Origin of the sequence: Streptomyces sp. R28, from assembly GCF_041052385.1 — a bacterium.
Classification (GTDB): domain Bacteria; phylum Actinomycetota; class Actinomycetes; order Streptomycetales; family Streptomycetaceae; genus Streptomyces.
Genome location: NZ_CP163439.1, coordinates 7,701,544 through 7,720,369, shown reverse-complemented (window position 1 = coordinate 7,720,369; position 18,826 = coordinate 7,701,544). Strand labels below are relative to the sequence as shown.

Here is an 18,826-nt window from a genome sequence, read left to right as displayed (position 1 = left end):
CGCGTTGTCATGGGGCACTGGCGGAAGTCGCAACCAGCGCGTATCTCGCGCTGGAGAAGATCGTTTCCGGCGATGAACCAATGGGCCGACCGCACGCCTGCCTCATCCCGAGCCCACAACCCCCCACCGTGTCCCTCCTGCTGACCGTCAACCGCATGCGTCCAGGATCCCGCCCCTGAGAGTGGGCCTGCGCCGGGACCGCTTGCCGAGACCGCTTTCCGCCCTACGGTCTGACGCATGGCCGAAACAGGAGCTTCCCCACTCCCCCCGACGCCCCCGGCGCACTCCCCGCTCTTCCGCGCCGAGCAGTTCGTCTGGCTCACCGCGCGCGTGCTGGAACAGCGCCTCTTCGCGTACCACTTCCTGAACGGCGCCGCCGACGCGGTGGAGACCGCGCTGGACGCCTACCGCAACGAGGACGGCGGGTACGGCCACGCGCTGGAGCCCGATCTGCGCGGCCCGGTCAGCCAGCCACTGCACACCGGCCACGCACTGCACGTCCTGGACGCCATCGAGCGCTGCGGCGGGCAGCGCATGGATCGCGTATGCCGCTACCTCACCTCGGTCTCCACCATGGACGGCGCCCTCCCGGCGATCCATCCCAGCCAGCGCGGCTACCCCGCGGCCCCCTTCATCCCGATCGTGGACGACCCGCCCAGCTCACTCCTGGCCACCGGACCGGTGGTCGGTCTGCTGCACCGCAACGAGGTGTGGCACGCCTGGCTGTTCCGGGCCACGGACTTCTGCTGGCAGGCGGTCGAATCCCTGGAGAAGTCCCATCCGTACGAGATCGAGGCCGCCGTGGCCTTCCTGGACTCCGCTCCCGATCGCACGCGCGCGGAGGCAGCCGCCGGCCGCCTGGGCCGCCTGGTGCGCGAACAGCGCCTGGCGGCGCTGGAACCGGACGACCTCGCCGCGTACCCGGTCCCACCCGGCTACGCCCCCGGCGAGCACCACTTCCCGCACGACTACGCACGGACCCCGCGCTCCCTCGCGCGCGCGTGGTTCACCGACGACGAGATGAGCCGCTCCCTCGACCACCTCGCCGGCGAACAGCACGAGGACGGAGGCTGGCCGGTCAACTGGCGCCAGTGGGCGCCGGGCACCGCTCTGGAGGCACGCCCCCTGGTGACGATCAGGGCGCTGCGCACGCTCAGGGCATACGGCCGCCACATCGGCTGACCCGCCTCAGCCGCCCATGGCCCGCACGCCGGCCGTCACCACCACGGCCGCCGCGACGACGAGCAGGAACGGGGCCCGCAGGACGAGCGCCACCGCAGCGGCAGCGACTCCGGCCGCTCTCGCGTCCAGCGTCAGTGCGTGCCCGGCGCCGAACGTCTGCTGGGCCGTGAGGGCGGCGAGGAGGGCCACCGGCAACAGGGCGGCAAGCCGCCGGACGACCGGCTTCTCAAGAGTGCCCGCCGGCACCAGCAGCCCGACGAGCTTGACGGCGTAACAGCCCAGCGCGGTGACTGCGATGGCGACCCAGATGCTCACCGCTCCCCCTCCCGCACGTCCCCCCTGCGACGCCCTTCCGCCCACAGCACGACCGGCGCCGCAAGGGCGGCCACCAGAACAGGCACACCGGCGGGGAGCACCGGCAACAAGCCCAACCCCAGCAGCACGGCGAGACCGGCGACAGCACGCTCGGCCGCGGATTTCAGCATCGGCGCGAGCAACGCCAGGAACACGGCGGGCCCGGCCACATCGAGCCCCCAGGCATCGGTGTCACCGATTGCCTCTGCCCCGAGCGCACCGAGCAACGTGGTGAGGTTCCACAGCACGTACAAACTGAGCCCTGTCACCACGAACCCGATCCGCGCGCTGCGCCGCGTCGGCTGGGCCAGCGCGACGGCCGCCGTCTCGTCGATCACCCAGTGCGCGGCGAACGGCCGCACCGCGCGCGGGAGGCTCAGCAACTGCGACAGCCGCAGCCCGTAGAAGGCGTTGCGCACCCCCAGGAAGAAGGCACCCGCGGCCGCGGTCAGCGGGGTACCGCCGGCCGCGAGCGCCCCCACGAGCGCGAACTGCGACGCTCCCGTGAACACCAGCAGGCTGAGCGCACACGTCTGCACGAGCGTGAACCCGCCGCCCGCCGACGTCACCCCGAAGGCGAACCCGGACAGCCCGACGGCGACTCCGACGCCCAGGGCATCCCGTATGACGACGGCATCGGGCTTGCCTCCGTCCGCGCGGAGGTCTGCGAGAGTTCTCTGTTCTGCCACGCCCGCGACGCTAGGACAGCTGTCACCTGGCGTCTTGTACGTTCTTGCGCTCCCGCTGGTAGGCCCCTGGAGGAACGCCGACGACGCGGTTGAAGTGCCGGTTCAGATGCGGTTGATCGGTGAACCCCACGGCGAGGGCCGCCTCCGCCGGCGAGACACCCGCGTCCAACAGCCGCCGAGCCCGCCGTATCCGCGCATCCGTCAGCCAGGCATGCGGCGGCATCCCATACAGATCCCGAAACGCCCGCAGCAACGCGAACGGACCGGTGCCGAGATCGGAGGCCAGCTTCTCCAGACTCGGCGGCTCGGTCATCCGTCCTTCCAGCACCTCACGCGCGCGTACCGCGATTCGGGCCCCCGCAGTCCGCACCTCCCGCTTCGGCAGAGCCCCACCGTTCAACCGCAGCAGCCGAGTCACGGCGACCCGAAGCAAGGTGTCGGCGGCCAGTGCGTTGCCCTCGTCAGCGGCTCGCAGCACCTGATGAACCAGCCCCACGGTGTACGGATCCTCCAGCACCGGCCTGACGAACCCCGGCGTCCCCCGGATCACGGTGGTCTCGGCCGCGATCTCCGCCACCACCTCCGGAGACGGGTAGAGAGCCCCGTACCGCCACCCCTCAGGGCCCCCCGCCCGCCCCGTATGCGGCGTATCCGGGTTGACCAGGGCCAGGGCACCGGCCCCCGCGTACTGATCGGCACCCCGGCAGTGAAAGACCTCCACACCATCGGCGATGGCAGCGATCACAAAGTCCTCATGGGTGTGCCGCACGAACGTCTTCCGGATGTACCGGGCCCGCAGCAGATCGACTCCGGGCATCCCGGCGTACCGCCAGTGCCGCGCCCGCTCGCCTGAACCTGCCATGCACCCATTCTCCTGGCGACGGCCGCAGGCTGCTGCGGCGGTGCACCCAGCCAACCGCGACCGGCCCGGCCGAGGCCCCGGCACGACCCCGACCCCGACCCCGACCCACAACGGCACCATCGGGCGCCACGCGAACCCCACCCCACCCGCGCAGGCCGCCGCAGGCATCCGCCACACACCCCACCCGCCCCCAAGCCGACGACATTTCCCCAGCTCAGGCCCATTGTCAGTCCCCGGGTGCAGGATGGACGCATGGTCAGCTCAGCACACCGAGCCCTGCAAGGCTTCTCCCCCGCGACCCGCGGCTGGTTCACGGGGGCGTTCTCCGCGCCCACCGCAGCCCAGGCAGGCGCGTGGCAGGCCATCCGCGAGGGCTCGGACGTGCTGGTGGTCGCCCCCACCGGCTCCGGCAAGACCCTGGCCGCCTTCCTCGCCGCCCTGGACCAGCTCGCCTCCACGCCCCCACCCGCCGACCCCAAGAAGCGCTGCCGAGTCCTGTACGTCTCCCCCCTGAAGGCCCTGGCCGTCGACGTGGAGCGCAACCTGCGCAGCCCGCTGACCGGCATCCGCCAGGAATCCGTACGCCTGGGCCTGCCCGAGCCCGAGGTGAAGGTCGGCATCCGCTCGGGCGACACCCCGCCCGCCGAGCGCCGAGCCTTGTCGACCCGCCCCCCGGACATCCTGATCACCACCCCGGAATCCCTCTTCCTGATGCTGACGTCAGCGACACGCGACGCCCTGACCGGCATCGAGACGGTGATCCTGGACGAGGTCCACGCGGTGGCGGGCACCAAGCGCGGCGCCCACCTCGCACTCTCCTTGGAGCGCCTTGACGAGCTCCTCGCGAAGCCGGCCCGCCGCATCGGCCTCTCCGCGACCGTCCGCCCGGTCGACGAGGTGGCCCGCTATCTCTCCCCCCGCCGCAAGGCGGAGATCGTCCAGCCGAAGTCGGGCAAGGAGTTCGACCTCTCGGTCGTGGTCCCCGTCGAGGATCTCGCCGAACTCGGCGGCTCCCCGGTCGCCGACGGCTCCGAAGGCGCGGAACGCCCCTCGATCTGGCCGCACGTGGAGGAGCGGATCGCCGACCTCGTCCAGGCCCACCGCTCCACGATCGTCTTCGCGAACTCCCGCCGTCTCGCGGAGCGCCTCTGCAACCGCCTGAACGAGATCGCCTACGAGCGGGCCACCGGCGAACCCCTGGACGAGCACCACGCCCCGGCCGAGCTCATGGGAGGCTCGGGCGCGGCCCAGGGCGCACCCCCGGTCATCGCCCGCGCCCATCACGGCTCGGTCTCCAAGGAACAGCGCGCCCTGGTCGAGGAGGACCTCAAAGCGGGCCGCCTCCCCGCAGTGGTGGCCACGTCCAGCCTCGAGCTGGGCATCGACATGGGCGCGGTCGACCTCGTCGTCCAGGTCGAATCACCCCCCTCCGTCGCCTCCGGCCTCCAACGCGTGGGCCGCGCGGGCCACCAGGTCGGCGCCGTCTCCACCGGCGTGGTCTTCCCGAAGTACCGCGGCGACCTCGTCCAGGCAGCAGTGGTCACCGAGCGGATGCGCACCGGCTCCATCGAGTCCCTCAAGGTCCCGGCCAACCCCCTGGACGTCCTCGCCCAGCAGATCGTCGCCATGACGGCGTTGGACACCTGGCAGTTCGACGACCTCCTCGCCACCGTCCGCCGAGCCGCCCCCTTCGCGTCCCTCCCCGAATCCGCCTTCACCGCGGTCCTCGACATGCTGGCCGGCCGCTACCCGTCCGACGCCTTCGCGGAGCTTCGCCCGCGCGTGGTGTGGGGCCGCGTCGCCGGCACGATCACCGGCCGCCCCGGCGCACAGCGACTGGCCGTCACCTCCGGGGGCACGATCCCCGACCGTGGCCTCTTCGGGGTCTTCCTCGCCGGAGCCGACCCCAAGAAGGGCGGCGGCAGGGTCGGCGAACTCGACGAGGAGATGGTCTACGAGTCCCGCGTCGGCGACGTCTTCACGCTCGGCACCAGTTCCTGGCGTATCGAGGACATCACGCGCGACCGCGTCCTGGTCTCCCCCGCCCCGGGCGTACCGGGCAGGCTTCCCTTCTGGAAGGGCGACCAGCTGGGCCGCCCGCTCGAACTGGGCCGCGCGGTGGGCGCGTTCCTGCGCGAGGTCGGCTCGCTGTCCAAGGAGGACGCCCGCCTCCGCCTCCTGACCGCCGGCCTGGACGCCTGGGCGGCCGACAACGTGCTGTCCTACCTCGACGAGCAGCGCGCGGCCTGCGGCCACGTCCCGGACGACCGCACCATCGTCGTCGAGCGCTTCCGCGACGAACTCGGCGACTGGCGCGTCGTCGTGCACTCCCCCTTCGGCGCCCAGGTCCACGCCCCCTGGGCACTCGCCCTCGGCGCGAAGCTCTCCGAGCGGTACGGCATGGACGCGCAGGTCATGCACGCCGACGACGGCATCGTGCTGCGCCTGCCCGACGCCGACCTCATGGGCCTGGACCTCCTCGACCAGGAACCGACCAAGGCCGGCACGGAGTACGACGCCGACCAGGCGCCCGTCGGTGCGGCGGACGTCGTCTTCGACAAGGGCGACGTCGACCAGCTCGTCACCGACCAGGTGGGCAGCTCGGCGCTGTTCGCGTCCCGGTTCCGCGAGTGCGCCGCCCGCGCGTTGCTGCTGCCGCGCCGCAACCCCGGCAAGCGCACCCCCCTGTGGCAGCAGCGCCAGCGCGCCTCCCAACTGCTGCAGGTGGCCAGCGAGTTCGGCTCCTTCCCGATCGTCCTGGAGGCAGTGCGCGAATGCCTCCAGGACGTCTTCGACGTCCCCGGACTGACCGAGCTCATGGGCGACCTCGAGTCCCGCAAGGTGCGCCTCGTCGAGGTCACCACCCCTGAGCCGTCGCCCTTCGCGCGCTCCCTCCTCTTCGGGTACGTCGCCCAGTTCCTGTACGAGGGGGACTCCCCGCTCGCCGAGCGCCGCGCCGCCGCGCTGTCACTGGACTCGCGGCTGCTGGCCGAGCTGCTCGGCCAGGCGGAGCTGCGCGAGCTGCTCGACGCCGAGGTGCTGACCGAGCTGGAACAGGAGCTCCAGTGGCTCACCGAGGACCGCCGCGTCAAGGACATCGAAGGCGTCGCCGACATCCTCCGTCTCCTCGGCCCGCTCACCGACGCCGAGCTGGCCGAGCGGGGCGCCGAACCGCACTGGGCCCAGGAGTTGGCCGCCGCCCGCCGCGCGATCAGGGTCCGCCTCGCGGGCACCGACCACTGGGCGGCGATCGAGGACGCGGGCCGCCTGCGCGACGCTCTCGGCACGGCCCTGCCGGTCGGCGTCCCCGAGGCCTTCACCGAGCCGGTCAAGGACCCGCTCGGCGACCTCCTCGCGCGCTATGCCCGCACCCACGGTCCGTTCACGTCGGCCACGGCTTCGGCCCGCTTCGGCCTGGGCGCGGCCATCACGGAGGGCGCCCTCCAGCGGCTGGCGGCGAACGGACGGGTCGTACAAGGCGAGTTCCACCCGGCCGGCATCGGCCAGGAGTGGTGCGACGCGGCGGTGCTGCGCCGCCTCCGCCGCCGGTCCCTCGCCGCTCTGCGTCATGAACTGGAGCCGGTGCCACCGGCCGCACTCGCGCAGTTCCTGCCCCAGTGGCAGCACATCGGCAAGGGCCACGGGCTGCGCGGCATCGACGGACTGGTCCGCGCCATCGAGCAGTTGCAGGGCGCGTCCGTGCCCGCGTCCGCCCTGGAGAAGCTCGTCCTGCCGTCCCGCGTCGCGAACTACACCCCCGCGATGCTCGACGAACTCACCGCAGCCGGCGAGATCGTCTGGGCCGGCGCGGGCTCGCTCCCCGGCAAGGACGGCTGGGTCTCCCTCTACACGGCGGACGCGGCGCCCCTGCTCCTGCCGCAGCCCCACCCCCTGGAGCTGACGGCACTGCACCAGTCCGTCCTGGACGCCCTGTCCGGTGGCTACGGCCTGTTCTTCCGCCAGATCACCGACCAGGTCCGCGCCACCACCCACCCCGACGTCACCGACCCCCAACTCGCCGACGCCCTCTGGGACCTGGCCTGGTCGGGCCGCCTGACCAACGACACGCTCGCACCGATGCGTTCCCTGCTGGGCTCGGGCCGCACCGCGGGCTCCACCGCCCACCGCGCCAAGCGCACGGTCCCGCGCGGCCGCTACGGCTCCCTCACGGCCGCGGCACGCCCCGCGTCCCGCACCGGCCCGCCGACCGTCGTCGGCCGCTGGTCCCTGCTCCCGGCGCACGAACCCGACCCCACCGTGCGCGCCCACGCCCTGGCCCGCACGCTCCTCGACCGACACGGTGTGGTGACCCGGGGAGCGGTTTCCGCGGAAGGCGTCGAGGGCGGCTTCTCGGCGACGTACCGCATCCTGTCCGCCTTCGAGGAGAGCGGCCAGGCACGCCGCGGCTACGTGGTCGAAGGGCTCGGCGCCGCCCAGTTCGCGATGGACGGCGCGGTCGACCGCCTCCGCGCGGTGGCCAACGCCCGCGACCGAGGCGAAGGCCTGCCCGGCCCGGGCACCCTCGACCCCAGTGGCGCCCCCGACGGCTTCGGCGCACCGGACGAGTACAGCGCCCTGGGCAGCTTCGGCACCACTGGCGCCGACAAGACCACCCACCCCACGGCCGACCAGGGCAACACCGCCACGTACGACAACCCGGACGGCACCCCCGCCTACGACATCCCCGACCTCGACCACGACTTCCTGGACGCCCACCTCGGCCCCGGCGACTACGTCTCCCCCCGCGACCCGGCCCCCCAGCACGGCCCACGCACCCCCCAAGGCCCCGCCTGGCACAACGGCGGCCCCCCGTACAGCCCCGGCCCCGGCTCAAGCCCCGGATTCGCCTCCCGCCGTACCCGCCCCGCCGCCGACACCCGAGCCGTCGTCCTCGCCGCCGCCGACCCGGCGAACGCGTACGGCGCCGCCCTCGCCTGGCCGGAGCCTCCTACCGGCGCCGGTCACAAGCCAGGCCGCAAGGCGGGCTCCCTCGTAGTGCTCGTCGACGGCGAGCTGACCCTCTACATGGAGCGCGGCGGCAAGACGCTGCTGGCCTGGCCCTCGGCCCCGGACACCGAACCCACCGAAGACCCCCGCCTGCTCGCGGCAGCGCAGGCCCTCGCCGCAGCCGCCCGCGCGGGCTCCCTCGGCACGGTCACGGTAGAGCGCGTGAACGGCGCCTCGGCCCTGACCTCCCCCACAGGCACCCTCCTGGAAGGAGCAGGCTTCATCGCGACGCCCCGAGGCCTACGCCTACGCGCCTGATCCCAAACCGCAGCCCAGCCACCCTGGCCCGCACCCCACCCCCACCTCGCCCCACCCCATGCCACCCTTGACCCATGCCCGAAGGCGACACGGTCTGGCAGACCGCGAGACGGCTCCACACCGCGCTCGCGGGCAAGACGCTGACCCGCACCGACTTCCGGGTACCGAAGTACGCCACGGTCGACCTCACGGGCCGCACCGTCCTGGACGTCACCCCACGCGGCAAACATCTCCTCACCCGCATCGAGGGCGGCCTCACCGTGCACTCGCACCTCGGCATGGAAGGCTCCTGGAAGGTCTACGCCGACCAGCAGCGCTGGACAGGCGGCCCCGCCCACCAGATCCGCGTGATCCTCGCCGCCGCCCCCGCCTCCGCAGCCGACACCGACCCCGCAAGCGCGACCGCACCCCACCCCGCCCGCACGGCCGTCGGCTACCGCCTCCCCGTCCTGGACCTCCTGCGCACCACCGAAGAGCACCGTGCCGTCGGCCACCTCGGCCCCGACCTCCTGGGCCCGGACTGGGACCCCGACCACGCCCTCGCCAACCTCCTCACGGACCCCGCCCGCCCCCTCGGTGAGGCCCTGCTGGACCAGCGCAACCTCGCCGGCATCGGCAATGTCTACAAGAGCGAGCTCTGCTTCCTGCTCCGCGTCACCCCCTGGCTCCCCCTAGCCGCACTCCCCGCCGAACACACCGCCCAACTGCCCGTACTCGCCAAGAAGCTCCTGGAAGCCAACCGCGACCGCCCGATCCGCAGTACGACGGGCCGCCGCGGCCAGGACCTCTTCGTGTACGGCCGCGCCAACCGCCCCTGCCTGCGCTGCAACACCCCGATCCGTGTGGCCGACCAGGGCGACGGCACCCGCGAGCGCCCCACCTACTGGTGCCCGAACTGCCAGGCGGGCCCGGCCCCGAGCGCAACACATGCCGCGGCCTCGTCGCATAGAACTCAGCACCGCCCGACTAATTGACGCCCCGTCAGAAATTCTCGTACCGTCCCTTCATGCCCGTGAAGGCGTACGACCTCACCGGACGCACCGCATTCGTCACCGGTGCCGCCAGCGGCATCGGCCGCGCCTCGGCCGTCCTGCTCGCCGAAGCCGGCGCCGCGGTGCACTGCGCCGACCGCGACGCACAGGGCCTGCACGACACGGCGACCCTGATCAAGGCGAGCGGCGGCACCGCCCGCACCCACCACCTGGACGTGACCGACCGGGAACAGCTCCGCCGAGCCGTCGCCGCCTGCGAGCGGCTCGACGTGATGGCCGCGGTCGCCGGGATCATGCACAGCAGCCCCGTCCTGGAGACCCGAGACGAGGATCTCGACCGGGTACTGAACGTCAACTTCAAGGGCGTGCTGTACGCCTGCCAGGAGGCCGCCCGCGCGATGCTCGCGCAGCACACGAAGGGCAGCATCGTCACCATGACCTCCGGCGCCGTCGACACCGGCGGCCCCGGCCTGCTCTGCTACGGCGCGGCCAAGGCAGCGGTGGTGCAGCTGACGAAGACACTGGCGACGGAGATGGGCCCACACGGCATCCGCGTCAACGCGGTCGCCCCGGGCTGGATCCGCACCCCCATGACCGACCGCCACGACACCGCGGCGCAGAAACAGACCGAGGCGTTCATGGCCCGGATGTCGCCATTGGGCCGGGTCGGCGAACCGGAGGACATAGCCCACGCCGTGCTGCACCTGGCATCCGACGCCTCGGCCTTCACGACGGGGCAGATCCTGCGTCCGAACGGCGGTGTGGCGATGCCGTGGTAGCCCGCCCCGCCCGCCAGGCTTCCTTCCACCGCCGCGGGTCGACGGCACCCGCGGCCCGCGCCTTCGGCACACAGTGCACCGGCAACAGGCTCAGCCCCCACCCTCCGGTGGCGACGGCCCCCTCCAGCAGCCCTGCGTCCGGCGCCAGCGCGAGCCGCAGCACGGCCCACCACCACAGCGCCCCGAGCCCGAGGGCCGCCCCCCAGCGCGCTATCGGCCGTGCCATCCACTCACCTCCAGCCCGAGGCTAGGCCGCCCGTTCACCCGCCGGGAGGGCGCACCAACGGCACACGGATGCAGCGCGGGCCAACGTCGTCACAGCGCGTCAGGCGCCGTCACACCCTCCACCATGACCGCCGCCTCACATACCGGCAAACGGACTCCGAAAGAGCCCGTACAGCACGAAACCCCGACCGCACTCCCCCAGGTCTCCCTGGAGAAGCCCTGGCCGGGGCCTCACACAACTCCTTCAGCGCGTGGTCACACGCGCGTCGGCGTCACCGTCACGCGGCGACCACGTCCACCGCCTCGGAAGGCGCCTTGATGGTCACCCGTTCCGGTGGCACACCGGTCACCGACACGGAACCCAGCATCGGTCGCACCGACGTGGGTACAGGCTCGCTGGGGGTGGCCGCTGCAGACTGGGCCAGTTCGGCGAGGGCGAGTTCGTCGCTCACTTCGCGCATGAGCTCGGACATCCGTACGTCCAGCGCGTCGCAGATCGCGGCGAGCAGCTCGGAGGAAGCCTCCTTCTGCCCCCGCTCCACCTCGGAGAGATAGCCGAGTGAGACTCGGGCGGACGAGGAGACTTCGCGCAGAGTACGGCCCTGGCGCTGGCGCTGCCGACGCAGCACGTCACCCAGCAGGCGACGGAGCAGAATCATCGGTGGCTCCCTCCTCGGACCGCGTAGCCGCATCCTTCACGCCCCACCGTACCGCCTTGCGCCGCGGCCGTGCGGGGAGCGATGTCGTGTTCACTAAGGGCTGCAAACATCAAAACCCCCCGTTCTGTTCCGTATCCTGTGCCCGCTCATTCCCAGTGTGTTCGCTGGCAAGCTCCGTCAGGAGCAGTGCGAGTACGCTCCGTACACTCTCCATACGAATTTCCGCGCGGTCGCCGTTCAACCGCAGGGCCTCCACTTTTCCGCCACCGGCAGAACCGGAACCAGGGCCGACGGGCCCGTCCACGGCCACGAAAACCGTCCCTACGGGCTGTCCGTCCTGCGCCTCGGGCCCCGCGACGCCAGTCGTCGCGATGCCCCAGTCGGCCCCCAGGGCCTTCCGTACGCCGGCCGCCATCTCTACCGCGACCTGCGGATTCACCGCGCCGTGCTGCTCCAGCAAGGTGGCGTCGACGTCGAGCAGACGGTGCTTCAGCTCGGTGGCGTAGGCGGTCACCGACCCCCGAAAGGCCTGAGAGGCTCCAGGGACGGCTGTGATCTCCGCTGCGACCAGTCCGCCCGTCAGTGACTCGGCGACAGCGAGCGTCTCACCCTTCACTGTGAGTAGTCGCACGACGTCGGCGGCCCGGGAACTCACGCTTCCGTCTCCTCCAACGCGGCCTGGCGCTCGGCGATTCCCTGCCTGCGCAGCACAATGGCTTGTCTCACATAGTCGAGTCCGGTCACCACGGTCAGAACGACCGCCGCAGCCATCACCCAGAACCTCAGAGTGGCCAGCCACCCCGTCAGCGCCAGGATGTACATCCCTACGGCCACGCCCTGCGTGAGGGTCTTGAGCTTGCCGCCGCGGCTCGCGGGGATGACGCCGTACCGGATGACGATGAAACGCAGCAGCGTGATCCCGAGTTCCCGGCCGAGGATGATGCCCGTCACCCACCACGGCAGATCGCCCAGAGCGGACAGACAGATCAGCGCCGCGCCCATGATCGCCTTGTCGGCGATGGGATCGGCGATCTTCCCGAAGTCGGTGACGAGGTCGTACGTCCGGGCCAGATGGCCATCGAACAGGTCGGTGATCATGGCGATGGCGAAGGCCGCCCAGGCGAGCGAGCGCCACGCCGGGTCGTATCCGCCGTCAGTCAGCATCAGTGCGACGAACGCGGGCACGAGGACCAGCCGGAGCATGGTCAGGAGGTTGGCGATGTTCCAGACGCTGGCCTGGTTGACGGCCGCGGCCGCGATCTTCCCGCCGCGCGCGGGCTTCGTATCGCCCGAGGTACCGGCTTCGGCGCCGCCGGTCTTCGAACCGGCGGCCTTGTTCGAGCCGGCGGCCTTGGACGAACCCACCGCGCTCGCCTTGCCCGCCGCGCCCGCCTGCGAGGAACCACCCGCGGCGGACGCCGGAACTCCGGTCATCTGCCCGCCTCCTCACTACACGCGAGCGTGCCCTGCAGCGGCTCGGCCACCAGGTCGACACCTTCCGTACCGACCACCTTCGCCTCGACCATACGACCGATGCTCAGCCCTTCGCCGCTCGTGAGCAGCACCTGGCCGTCCGTCTCCGGCGCCTGGTGCGCGCCGCGGCCGTACGCGCCGTCCGCCGAGTCCTCGGAGCCGACCGCCTCGACGAGCACGTGCACGGTCTCCCCGACGCGCTCCTCGGCCCGCTGCGAGACGAGTTCCTCCGCCAGCCGGGAGACACGTGCCAGACGCTCGGCGACGACGTCCTCGTCGAGCTTGTCGTCGTACGTCGCGGCCTCCGTGCCGTCCTCGTCGGAGTACCCGAAGACACCGATGGCATCCAGCCGAGCGCCGTTCAGGAACCGCTCCAGCTCGGCCAGGTCCGCCTCGGTCTCGCCGGGGAAGCCCACGATGAAGTTGGAGCGCACGCCCGCCTGGGGAGCCTTGCCCCGGATGGTGTCGAGCAGCTCCAGGAAGCGGTCGGTGTCGCCGAAGCGGCGCATCGCGCGCAGCACGTCGGGCGCGGAGTGCTGGAAGGACAGGTCGAAGTACGGGGCGATCTTCGGCGTCGAGGTCAGCACATCGATGAGGCCGGGCCGCATCTCGGCGGGCTGGAGGTAGCTGACGCGGACACGCTCGATCCCGTCGACCTCCGCCAGCTCCGGCAGGAGCGACTCCAGCAGGCGGATGTCGCCCAGGTCCTTGCCGTAGGACGTGTTGTTCTCGGAGACCAGCATGATCTCCTTGACGCCCTGCTCGGCGAGCCACCGCGTCTCGTTCAGCACGTCGCTCGGGCGGCGCGAGATGAAGGAGCCACGGAAGGACGGGATGGCGCAGAAGGAGCACCGCCGGTCGCAGCCGGAGGCGAGCTTCACCGAGGCGACCGGCGCACCGTCGAGACGGCGGCGCAGCGGCGCGCGGGGGCCGGAGGCCGGAGCGAGCCCTTCCGGAAGATCCACGGGCGCGTGCCCGGGGAGCGCGACCGCGCCGGCGGACTCCTGCCGCTCGGCCGGACTGATCGGCAGCAGCTTGCGCCGGTCGCGCGGGGTGTGGGAGGCGTGGATGCCGCCGTTCAGGATGGTCTGCAGGCGGTCCGAGATGTCGGCGTAGTCGTCGAAGCCGAGCACGCCGTCGGCCTCGGGGAGGGCCTCGGCGAGCTCCTTGCCGTACCGCTCGGCCATGCAGCCCACCGCCACCACGGCCTGGGTTCTCCCATGCCCCTTGAGGTCGTTGGCCTCCAGGAGGGCGTCGACGGAGTCCTTCTTGGCGGCGTCGACGAAGCCGCACGTGTTGACGACGGCGACATCCGCGTCCCCGGCGTCCCCCACGAGGTCCCAGCCGTCCGCCTCCAAGCGGCCTGCGAGCTCCTCCGAGTCCACCTCGTTACGGGCGCAGCCAAGAGTGACGAGTGCGACGGTACGGCGTTCAGACATGCGCTCAAGACTACTTTGTCTCACTGACAGCCCACGTCGACGGGGTTGGCCGATCTTGGCCAACCCCGTCCGTGCTCAACCCTTCAGCCGGACTTATCCGGCCTGCGGGTCGCCCTTCGTGTAGGTGAGGCGCTCCACGGCGCCCGGCTGCCAGTCGTCCTCGATCTTCTTGCCGTTGACGTACAGATCGATCGCACCCGCGTCACCGAGGACGAGGTTGATCTTCTCGCCGTCCTGGAAGGTCTTGGAGTCGCCCTGCTTGAGGAGTCCGTCGAAGAGCAGCTTGCCGTTGTGGTCCTTGACACCGACCCAGCTCCTGCCGTCGGCGGCGCTGACCTGGACGGTCACCTTGTCCTGCGGGACGGCGGCGATGGCGCTGTCCGACGGCTTCGGGTCCTTGGGCTTGTCGGTCTTCGGGGTGGGCGTGGTCTTGTCGGCCGTCGGCGTCGAGCCGCCCTCGGCGACCGACGACTTGCCGCCCCCGTCCTCGCCCTTGACCGCGGTGAACCCGACGAACCCGACCACGGCGACGATCGCGGCGACCATGGCCGCGGTCCAGTTGGGCCCGCGCCGTTCGGGGCGAATGCGCTCCGCCTCGAACAGGGGTGCAGCCGGGGTCGGCGCCGGTCGTCCGCCGTGCGAGGCGTCGTACTGGGCGAGAAGCGGGGCCGGGTCGAGGTGGACGGCCTTGGCCAGGGTCCGGATGTGGCCTCGGGCGTACACGTCGCCGCCACAGGCAGCGAAGTTTTCCGCCTCAATGGCATGCACGATGGCGATGCGGACCCGGGTGGCATTACTGACGTCGTCGACGGTCAGCCCTGCATCGATGCGCGCCTGCTGGAGGGCACGGCCGATCGAGGGGCGGGCTTCCTCGGACACGTCTTCGAACGGACGCTCGTCTTCAGGGGAGTTGCCGATGGACACGGGGGCGCCTTTCGAGCGTTTAAGCCACCTGTGCTGGAGGTTCAGTCTATGGGGGGTACGAAAGGGTGGGGCAACCGGGCGGTGGGACTTTGTACGCCATCGGAATGGCCGGACACGCCGATGACGGGGTACGAGATTCTCGCGCTTCCCTCAACTTGACGTACGCCGAAGGGGAACGGTTGCCCAATGATCCCTTACGGGTGAGTCACAATCGAACATCGACTCATCACTCACCCGTTCGCAAGGCGACCTCTGCGTCCCGTTTCCACCCGGACTCCCTTTAAGCCTCCCCGCGGATCACGGCCAGCACGCCGTCCAGCTCATCAGGTTTCACAAGAACGTCACGAGCCTTGGAACCCTCGCTCGGTCCGACGATGCCCCGCGACTCCATGAGGTCCATCAGCCGCCCGGCCTTGGCGAACCCGACCCGCAGCTTGCGCTGCAGCATCGACGTCGACCCGAACTGCGTGGAGACCACCAGCTCGGCCGCCTGGCACAGCAGATCGAGGTCGTCGCCGATCTCCTCGTCGATCTCCCTCTTCTGCTTGGTGCCCACCGTGACGTCGTCCCGGAAGACGGGCGCCATCTGGTCCTTGCAGTGCTGGACGACGGCCGCGACCTCCTCCTCGGTCACGAAGGCACCCTGCATACGCGTCGGCTTGTTCGCCCCCATCGGCAGGAACAGCCCGTCGCCCTTGCCGATCAGCTTCTCGGCACCGGGCTGGTCGAGGATGACGCGCGAGTCCGCGAGCGACGACGTGGCGAAGGCGAGCCGTGAGGGGACGTTCGCCTTGATGAGACCGGTGACGACGTCGACGGACGGCCGCTGCGTGGCGAGCACCAGGTGGATGCCGGCCGCGCGCGCGAGCTGCGTGATGCGCACGATCGCGTCCTCGACGTCGCGCGGGGCGACCATCATCAGGTCGGCGAGCTCGTCGACGATCACCAGCAGGTAGGGGTACGGCTGGAGCTCACGCTCACTGCCCTCCGGCGCCTTCGCCTTGCCGTTGCGCACGGCTTCGTTGAAGTCGTCGATGTGCCGGTAGCCGAACGCCGCCAGGTCGTCGTACCGAAGGTCCATCTCCCGCACGACCCACTGGAGGGCCTCGGCGGCCCGCTTCGGGTTGGTGATGATCGGCGTGATCAGGTGCGGAATGCCCTCGTACGCGGTGAGCTCGACGCGCTTGGGGTCGACCAGCACCATGCGGACGTCCTCCGGGGTCGCCCGCATCATGACCGAAGTGATCAAGCAGTTAATGCACGACGACTTACCGGAACCGGTCGCACCGGCAACCAGCACATGCGGCATCTTCGCCATGTTGGCCATCACGTAGCCGCCCTCGACGTCCTTGCCGAGCGCGACCAGCATCGGGTGGTCGTCCTCGGCGGCGGCCGCGAGGCGCAGCACGTCGCCCAGGTTGACCATCTCGCGGTCGGTGTTCGGGATCTCGATGCCGACCGCGGACTTGCCGGGGATCGGGCTGATGATCCGCACGTCCGGGCTGGCGACCGCGTACGCGATGTTCTTCGTCAGCGCGGTGATCCGCTCGACCTTCACGGCGGGGCCGAGCTCGACCTCGTAGCGCGTGACCGTCGGCCCGCGCGTGAAGCCGGTGACGCGGGCGTCGACCTTGAACTCGGAGAAGACGGTGGTCAGCGATTCGACGATCGCGTCGTTGGCAGCGCTGCGCGACTTGCCGGGACCGCCACGCTCAAGGAGGTCGAGCGACGGGAGCGAGTACGTGATGTCGCCGGACAGCTGGAGCTGTTCGGCACGCTGCGGCAGGTCCCGCATCTCGTCGGGCGCCGACTTGGTGAGATCCGGGACCTCGGCCTTGGTGAGATCCGGGACCTCGGTCTTGGGGAGCTTCTCCTGCTTGGGTCGCGCGGCAGGGACGGGCGTCGGCACCGGGGTGGTCTCCGCCCGGTCGCCCACGCTCACGCCCTGGGTCAGGTCGGCGACGATCGGCGAGGGCGGCATCCCGTGCAGGACGGCGCCGTCGAGCGCGGCAGCTGCGGCCGCCGCGACGTCCACAGCGTCCATGGGACGGTCCATCTCGGGCTGCGGCACCGCGGAGCGCCTCGGGCGGCCGCGACGCCGCGAGAGGGCCTCCTGCTCGGCGCTGTCGGGGTCGTACGCCTCGGGGGCCGGAGTGCGCCTACGGCCGCGCGACGCGGGCAGCGCCTCGCGCCACTGATCGTCGTAGCGCTGCTCGTCCTCGATGTAGCCGTCGTCCTCGTCGGGGTCGGGCAGGATGCCGAGCTTCACACCCAGCTGCCGCAGCCGCTGCGGAATGGCGTTGACCGGGGTGGCTGTGACAACCAGCAGCCCGAAGATCGTGAGCAGCACGAGCAGCGGTACGGCGAGAACCTCGCCCATGGTGTACGTCAGCGGGGTCGCCGCGCCCCAGCCGATGAGTCCGCCCGCGTCCCTTATGGCCTGCATGCCGTCGCTGCGGGCGGGCGAGCCGACGGCGATGTGGACCTGGCCGAGCACGCCGACGACGAGCGCGGACAGCCCGATGACGATGCGGCCGTTGGCCTCGGGCTTCTCGGGGTGCCGGATGAACCGTACGGCGATGACCGCGAGCAGTATCGGCACGAGCAGGTCGAGTCGGCCGAACGCGCCGGTCACGATGATCTCGACGAGATCACCGACGGGGCCGCGCAGATTGGACCAGGTACCGGCCGCGACGATCAGCCCGAGTCCGAGGAGCAAGAGCGCGATGCCGTCCTTGCGATGGGCGGGGTCGAGGTTCTTCGCACCCTGCCCTATGCCCCGGAACACCGCGCCGACCGCGTGCGCGAGCCCGAGCCAGACGGCGCGCACGAGCCGGTAGATACCCCCGGTCGGGTTCGGCGCCGGCTTGGGTGCGGGCGCGGCTTTCTTCGCCGCGGCCTTCTTGGCCGGCGCCTTCTTCGCGGGGGCTTTCTTGGCAGCGGCCTTCTTCGCCGGAGCCTTCGCGGAAGCGGCCGCCTTCTTCGCGGGCGGCTTCTTGGCTGCGGAGGGACGTGAGGCCATGGGTGTGAGGTTACCGGTGGAGGAAGCAGCGGACACGTGTGCCCACTGCTTCACCCGTTCGTGTCGCGCTTGTGGAGGCGGTGGACTGACGCCGATTCACGGACCGGTAACGCCCAGGACGGCTCGGCGCCGCTCGCCGGCCAACGCGGGCCACCGCGACGTCAGTTCTGCGAGGGCACCGAGGAGGCGCTCCCCGTGCCCGGCTCCAGGGCGTCCAGTGCCCGCCGCAATCCCGTGAGTTTGCGTTCGAGATGAGCCGCCGTGGCCACCGCCGCCGCGTCCGCCGACTCGTCGTCAAGCTGCTTGGACAGCGCCTCGGCCTGCTCCTCGACCGCGGCGAGCCGCGCCGACAGCTCGGCGAGCAGGCCCGCCGGCTCCTTCGCGTCCCCGTCCGCGGCCTTGCCGCCGCCCTCCAACTGGAGCCGCAGCAGCGCCGCCTGCTCGCGCAGCTGACAGTTCTTCATGTACAGCTCGACGAACACGGAGACCTTCGCCCGCAGCACCCACGGGTCAAACGGCTTGGAGATGTAGTCCACCGCGCCCGCCGCGTAGCCACGGAACGTGTGATGCGGGCCGTGGTTGATCGCGGTGAGGAAGATGATCGGGATGTCCCGGGTCCGTTCCCGCCGCTTGATGTGCGCCGCGGTTTCGAAACCGTCCATTCCCGGCATCTGGACGTCCAGCAGAATGACCGCGAAGTCGTCCGTCAGCAGTGCCTTGAGCGCTTCCTCCCCGGACGATGCCCGCACCAGGGTCTGATCGAGCGCAGAGAGGATCGCCTCCAGCGCCAGCAGATTCTCCGGCCGGTCATCGACCAGGAGGATCTTGGCCTTCTGCACCATGGCCCGCCCTCCTCGCCCCGGCAGTGCACCGGGCTCCGCCCCAGGGGACGACTCCCTTACGCCGCCCGCCCTCGTGCCGGTCATCGTAGCCGCACCCCGCCTGTCGCCACACCCTGTCA

General features: G+C 71.3%; 14 protein-coding genes and 1 pseudogene. 4 read left to right on the top strand and 11 right to left on the bottom strand.

What is annotated here, in order from left to right:
• Positions 1-237: 237 nt before the first annotated feature.
• The gene (locus AB5J49_RS34700) at positions 238-1,182 is read left to right on the top strand and encodes a hypothetical protein (protein WP_369172798.1); all 945 of its coding nucleotides are present in this window, start codon (positions 238-240) and stop codon (positions 1,180-1,182) included.
• 6 nt (positions 1,183-1,188) lie between these two features.
• On the opposite strand, the gene AB5J49_RS34695 is transcribed toward AB5J49_RS34700, so the two are convergent.
• From AB5J49_RS34695 to AB5J49_RS34685, 3 genes and pseudogenes are all read right to left on the bottom strand, one after another.
• A complete protein-coding gene (locus AB5J49_RS34695) occupies positions 1,189-1,497 on the bottom strand; it encodes an AzlD domain-containing protein (RefSeq protein ID WP_369172797.1) in 309 nt (102 codons plus the stop codon).
• Complete coding sequence (locus tag AB5J49_RS34690) at positions 1,494-2,225, bottom strand: AzlC family ABC transporter permease (RefSeq protein ID WP_369172796.1); 732 nt, start codon at positions 2,223-2,225, stop codon at positions 1,494-1,496. Before AB5J49_RS34690 ends, AB5J49_RS34695 begins: the two co-directional genes overlap by 4 nt.
• A gap of 25 nt (positions 2,226-2,250) precedes the next feature.
• Positions 2,251-3,087 (bottom strand): annotated as a pseudogene (locus AB5J49_RS34685) (AraC family transcriptional regulator); the annotation flags it as partial.
• A gap of 252 nt (positions 3,088-3,339) precedes the next feature.
• Between AB5J49_RS34685 and AB5J49_RS34680 the strand changes: the two are divergent.
• The 3 genes from AB5J49_RS34680 (at position 3,340) to AB5J49_RS34670 (ending at position 10,123) form a co-directional block, all read left to right on the top strand.
• Positions 3,340-8,352 (top strand): ATP-dependent helicase, encoded by a 5,013-nt coding sequence (locus tag AB5J49_RS34680; RefSeq protein WP_369172795.1) that lies wholly within the window; start codon positions 3,340-3,342, stop codon positions 8,350-8,352.
• Between the two features lie 74 nt (positions 8,353-8,426).
• On the top strand, positions 8,427-9,326 hold the full coding sequence (locus tag AB5J49_RS34675) for an Fpg/Nei family DNA glycosylase (protein WP_369172794.1): 900 nt from the start codon (positions 8,427-8,429) through the stop codon (positions 9,324-9,326).
• A gap of 32 nt (positions 9,327-9,358) precedes the next feature.
• A complete protein-coding gene (locus tag AB5J49_RS34670) occupies positions 9,359-10,123 on the top strand; it encodes an SDR family NAD(P)-dependent oxidoreductase (protein WP_369172793.1) in 765 nt (254 codons plus the stop codon).
• Here AB5J49_RS34670 and AB5J49_RS34665 read toward each other — a convergent pair.
• The 8 genes from AB5J49_RS34665 to AB5J49_RS34630 form a co-directional block, all read right to left on the bottom strand.
• The gene (locus tag AB5J49_RS34665) at positions 10,071-10,349 is read right to left on the bottom strand and encodes a hypothetical protein (RefSeq protein WP_369172792.1); all 279 of its coding nucleotides are present in this window, start codon (positions 10,347-10,349) and stop codon (positions 10,071-10,073) included. The genes AB5J49_RS34670 and AB5J49_RS34665 overlap by 53 nt on opposite strands.
• Before the next feature lie 277 nt (positions 10,350-10,626).
• On the bottom strand, positions 10,627-11,007 hold the full coding sequence (locus AB5J49_RS34660) for a helix-turn-helix domain-containing protein (protein WP_019756312.1): 381 nt from the start codon (positions 11,005-11,007) through the stop codon (positions 10,627-10,629).
• 109 nt (positions 11,008-11,116) lie between these two features.
• Complete coding sequence (locus tag AB5J49_RS34655) at positions 11,117-11,662, bottom strand: CinA family protein (protein WP_369172791.1); 546 nt, start codon at positions 11,660-11,662, stop codon at positions 11,117-11,119.
• Positions 11,659-12,441 (bottom strand): CDP-diacylglycerol--glycerol-3-phosphate 3-phosphatidyltransferase, encoded by a 783-nt coding sequence (pgsA, locus tag AB5J49_RS34650; protein WP_369172790.1) that lies wholly within the window; start codon positions 12,439-12,441, stop codon positions 11,659-11,661. Before pgsA ends, AB5J49_RS34655 begins: the two co-directional genes overlap by 4 nt.
• On the bottom strand, positions 12,438-13,919 hold the full coding sequence (gene rimO, locus AB5J49_RS34645; protein WP_369172789.1) for a 30S ribosomal protein S12 methylthiotransferase RimO: 1,482 nt from the start codon (positions 13,917-13,919) through the stop codon (positions 12,438-12,440). The genes pgsA and rimO overlap by 4 nt, the downstream gene beginning before the upstream one ends.
• Before the next feature lie 93 nt (positions 13,920-14,012).
• Positions 14,013-14,843, bottom strand: a complete 831-nt coding sequence (locus tag AB5J49_RS34640) for a RodZ domain-containing protein (protein WP_274244077.1) — start codon at positions 14,841-14,843, stop codon at positions 14,013-14,015.
• A 280-nt stretch (positions 14,844-15,123) separates the two neighbouring features.
• Positions 15,124-17,865 carry a DNA translocase FtsK gene (locus tag AB5J49_RS34635; RefSeq protein ID WP_369172788.1) on the bottom strand — a complete coding sequence of 914 codons (2,742 nt, stop codon included), beginning with the start codon at positions 17,863-17,865 and terminating at the stop codon, positions 15,124-15,126.
• A gap of 161 nt (positions 17,866-18,026) precedes the next feature.
• A complete protein-coding gene (locus AB5J49_RS34630; protein WP_369172787.1) occupies positions 18,027-18,707 on the bottom strand; it encodes a two-component system response regulator in 681 nt (226 codons plus the stop codon).
• Positions 18,708-18,826 lie beyond the last annotated feature (119 nt).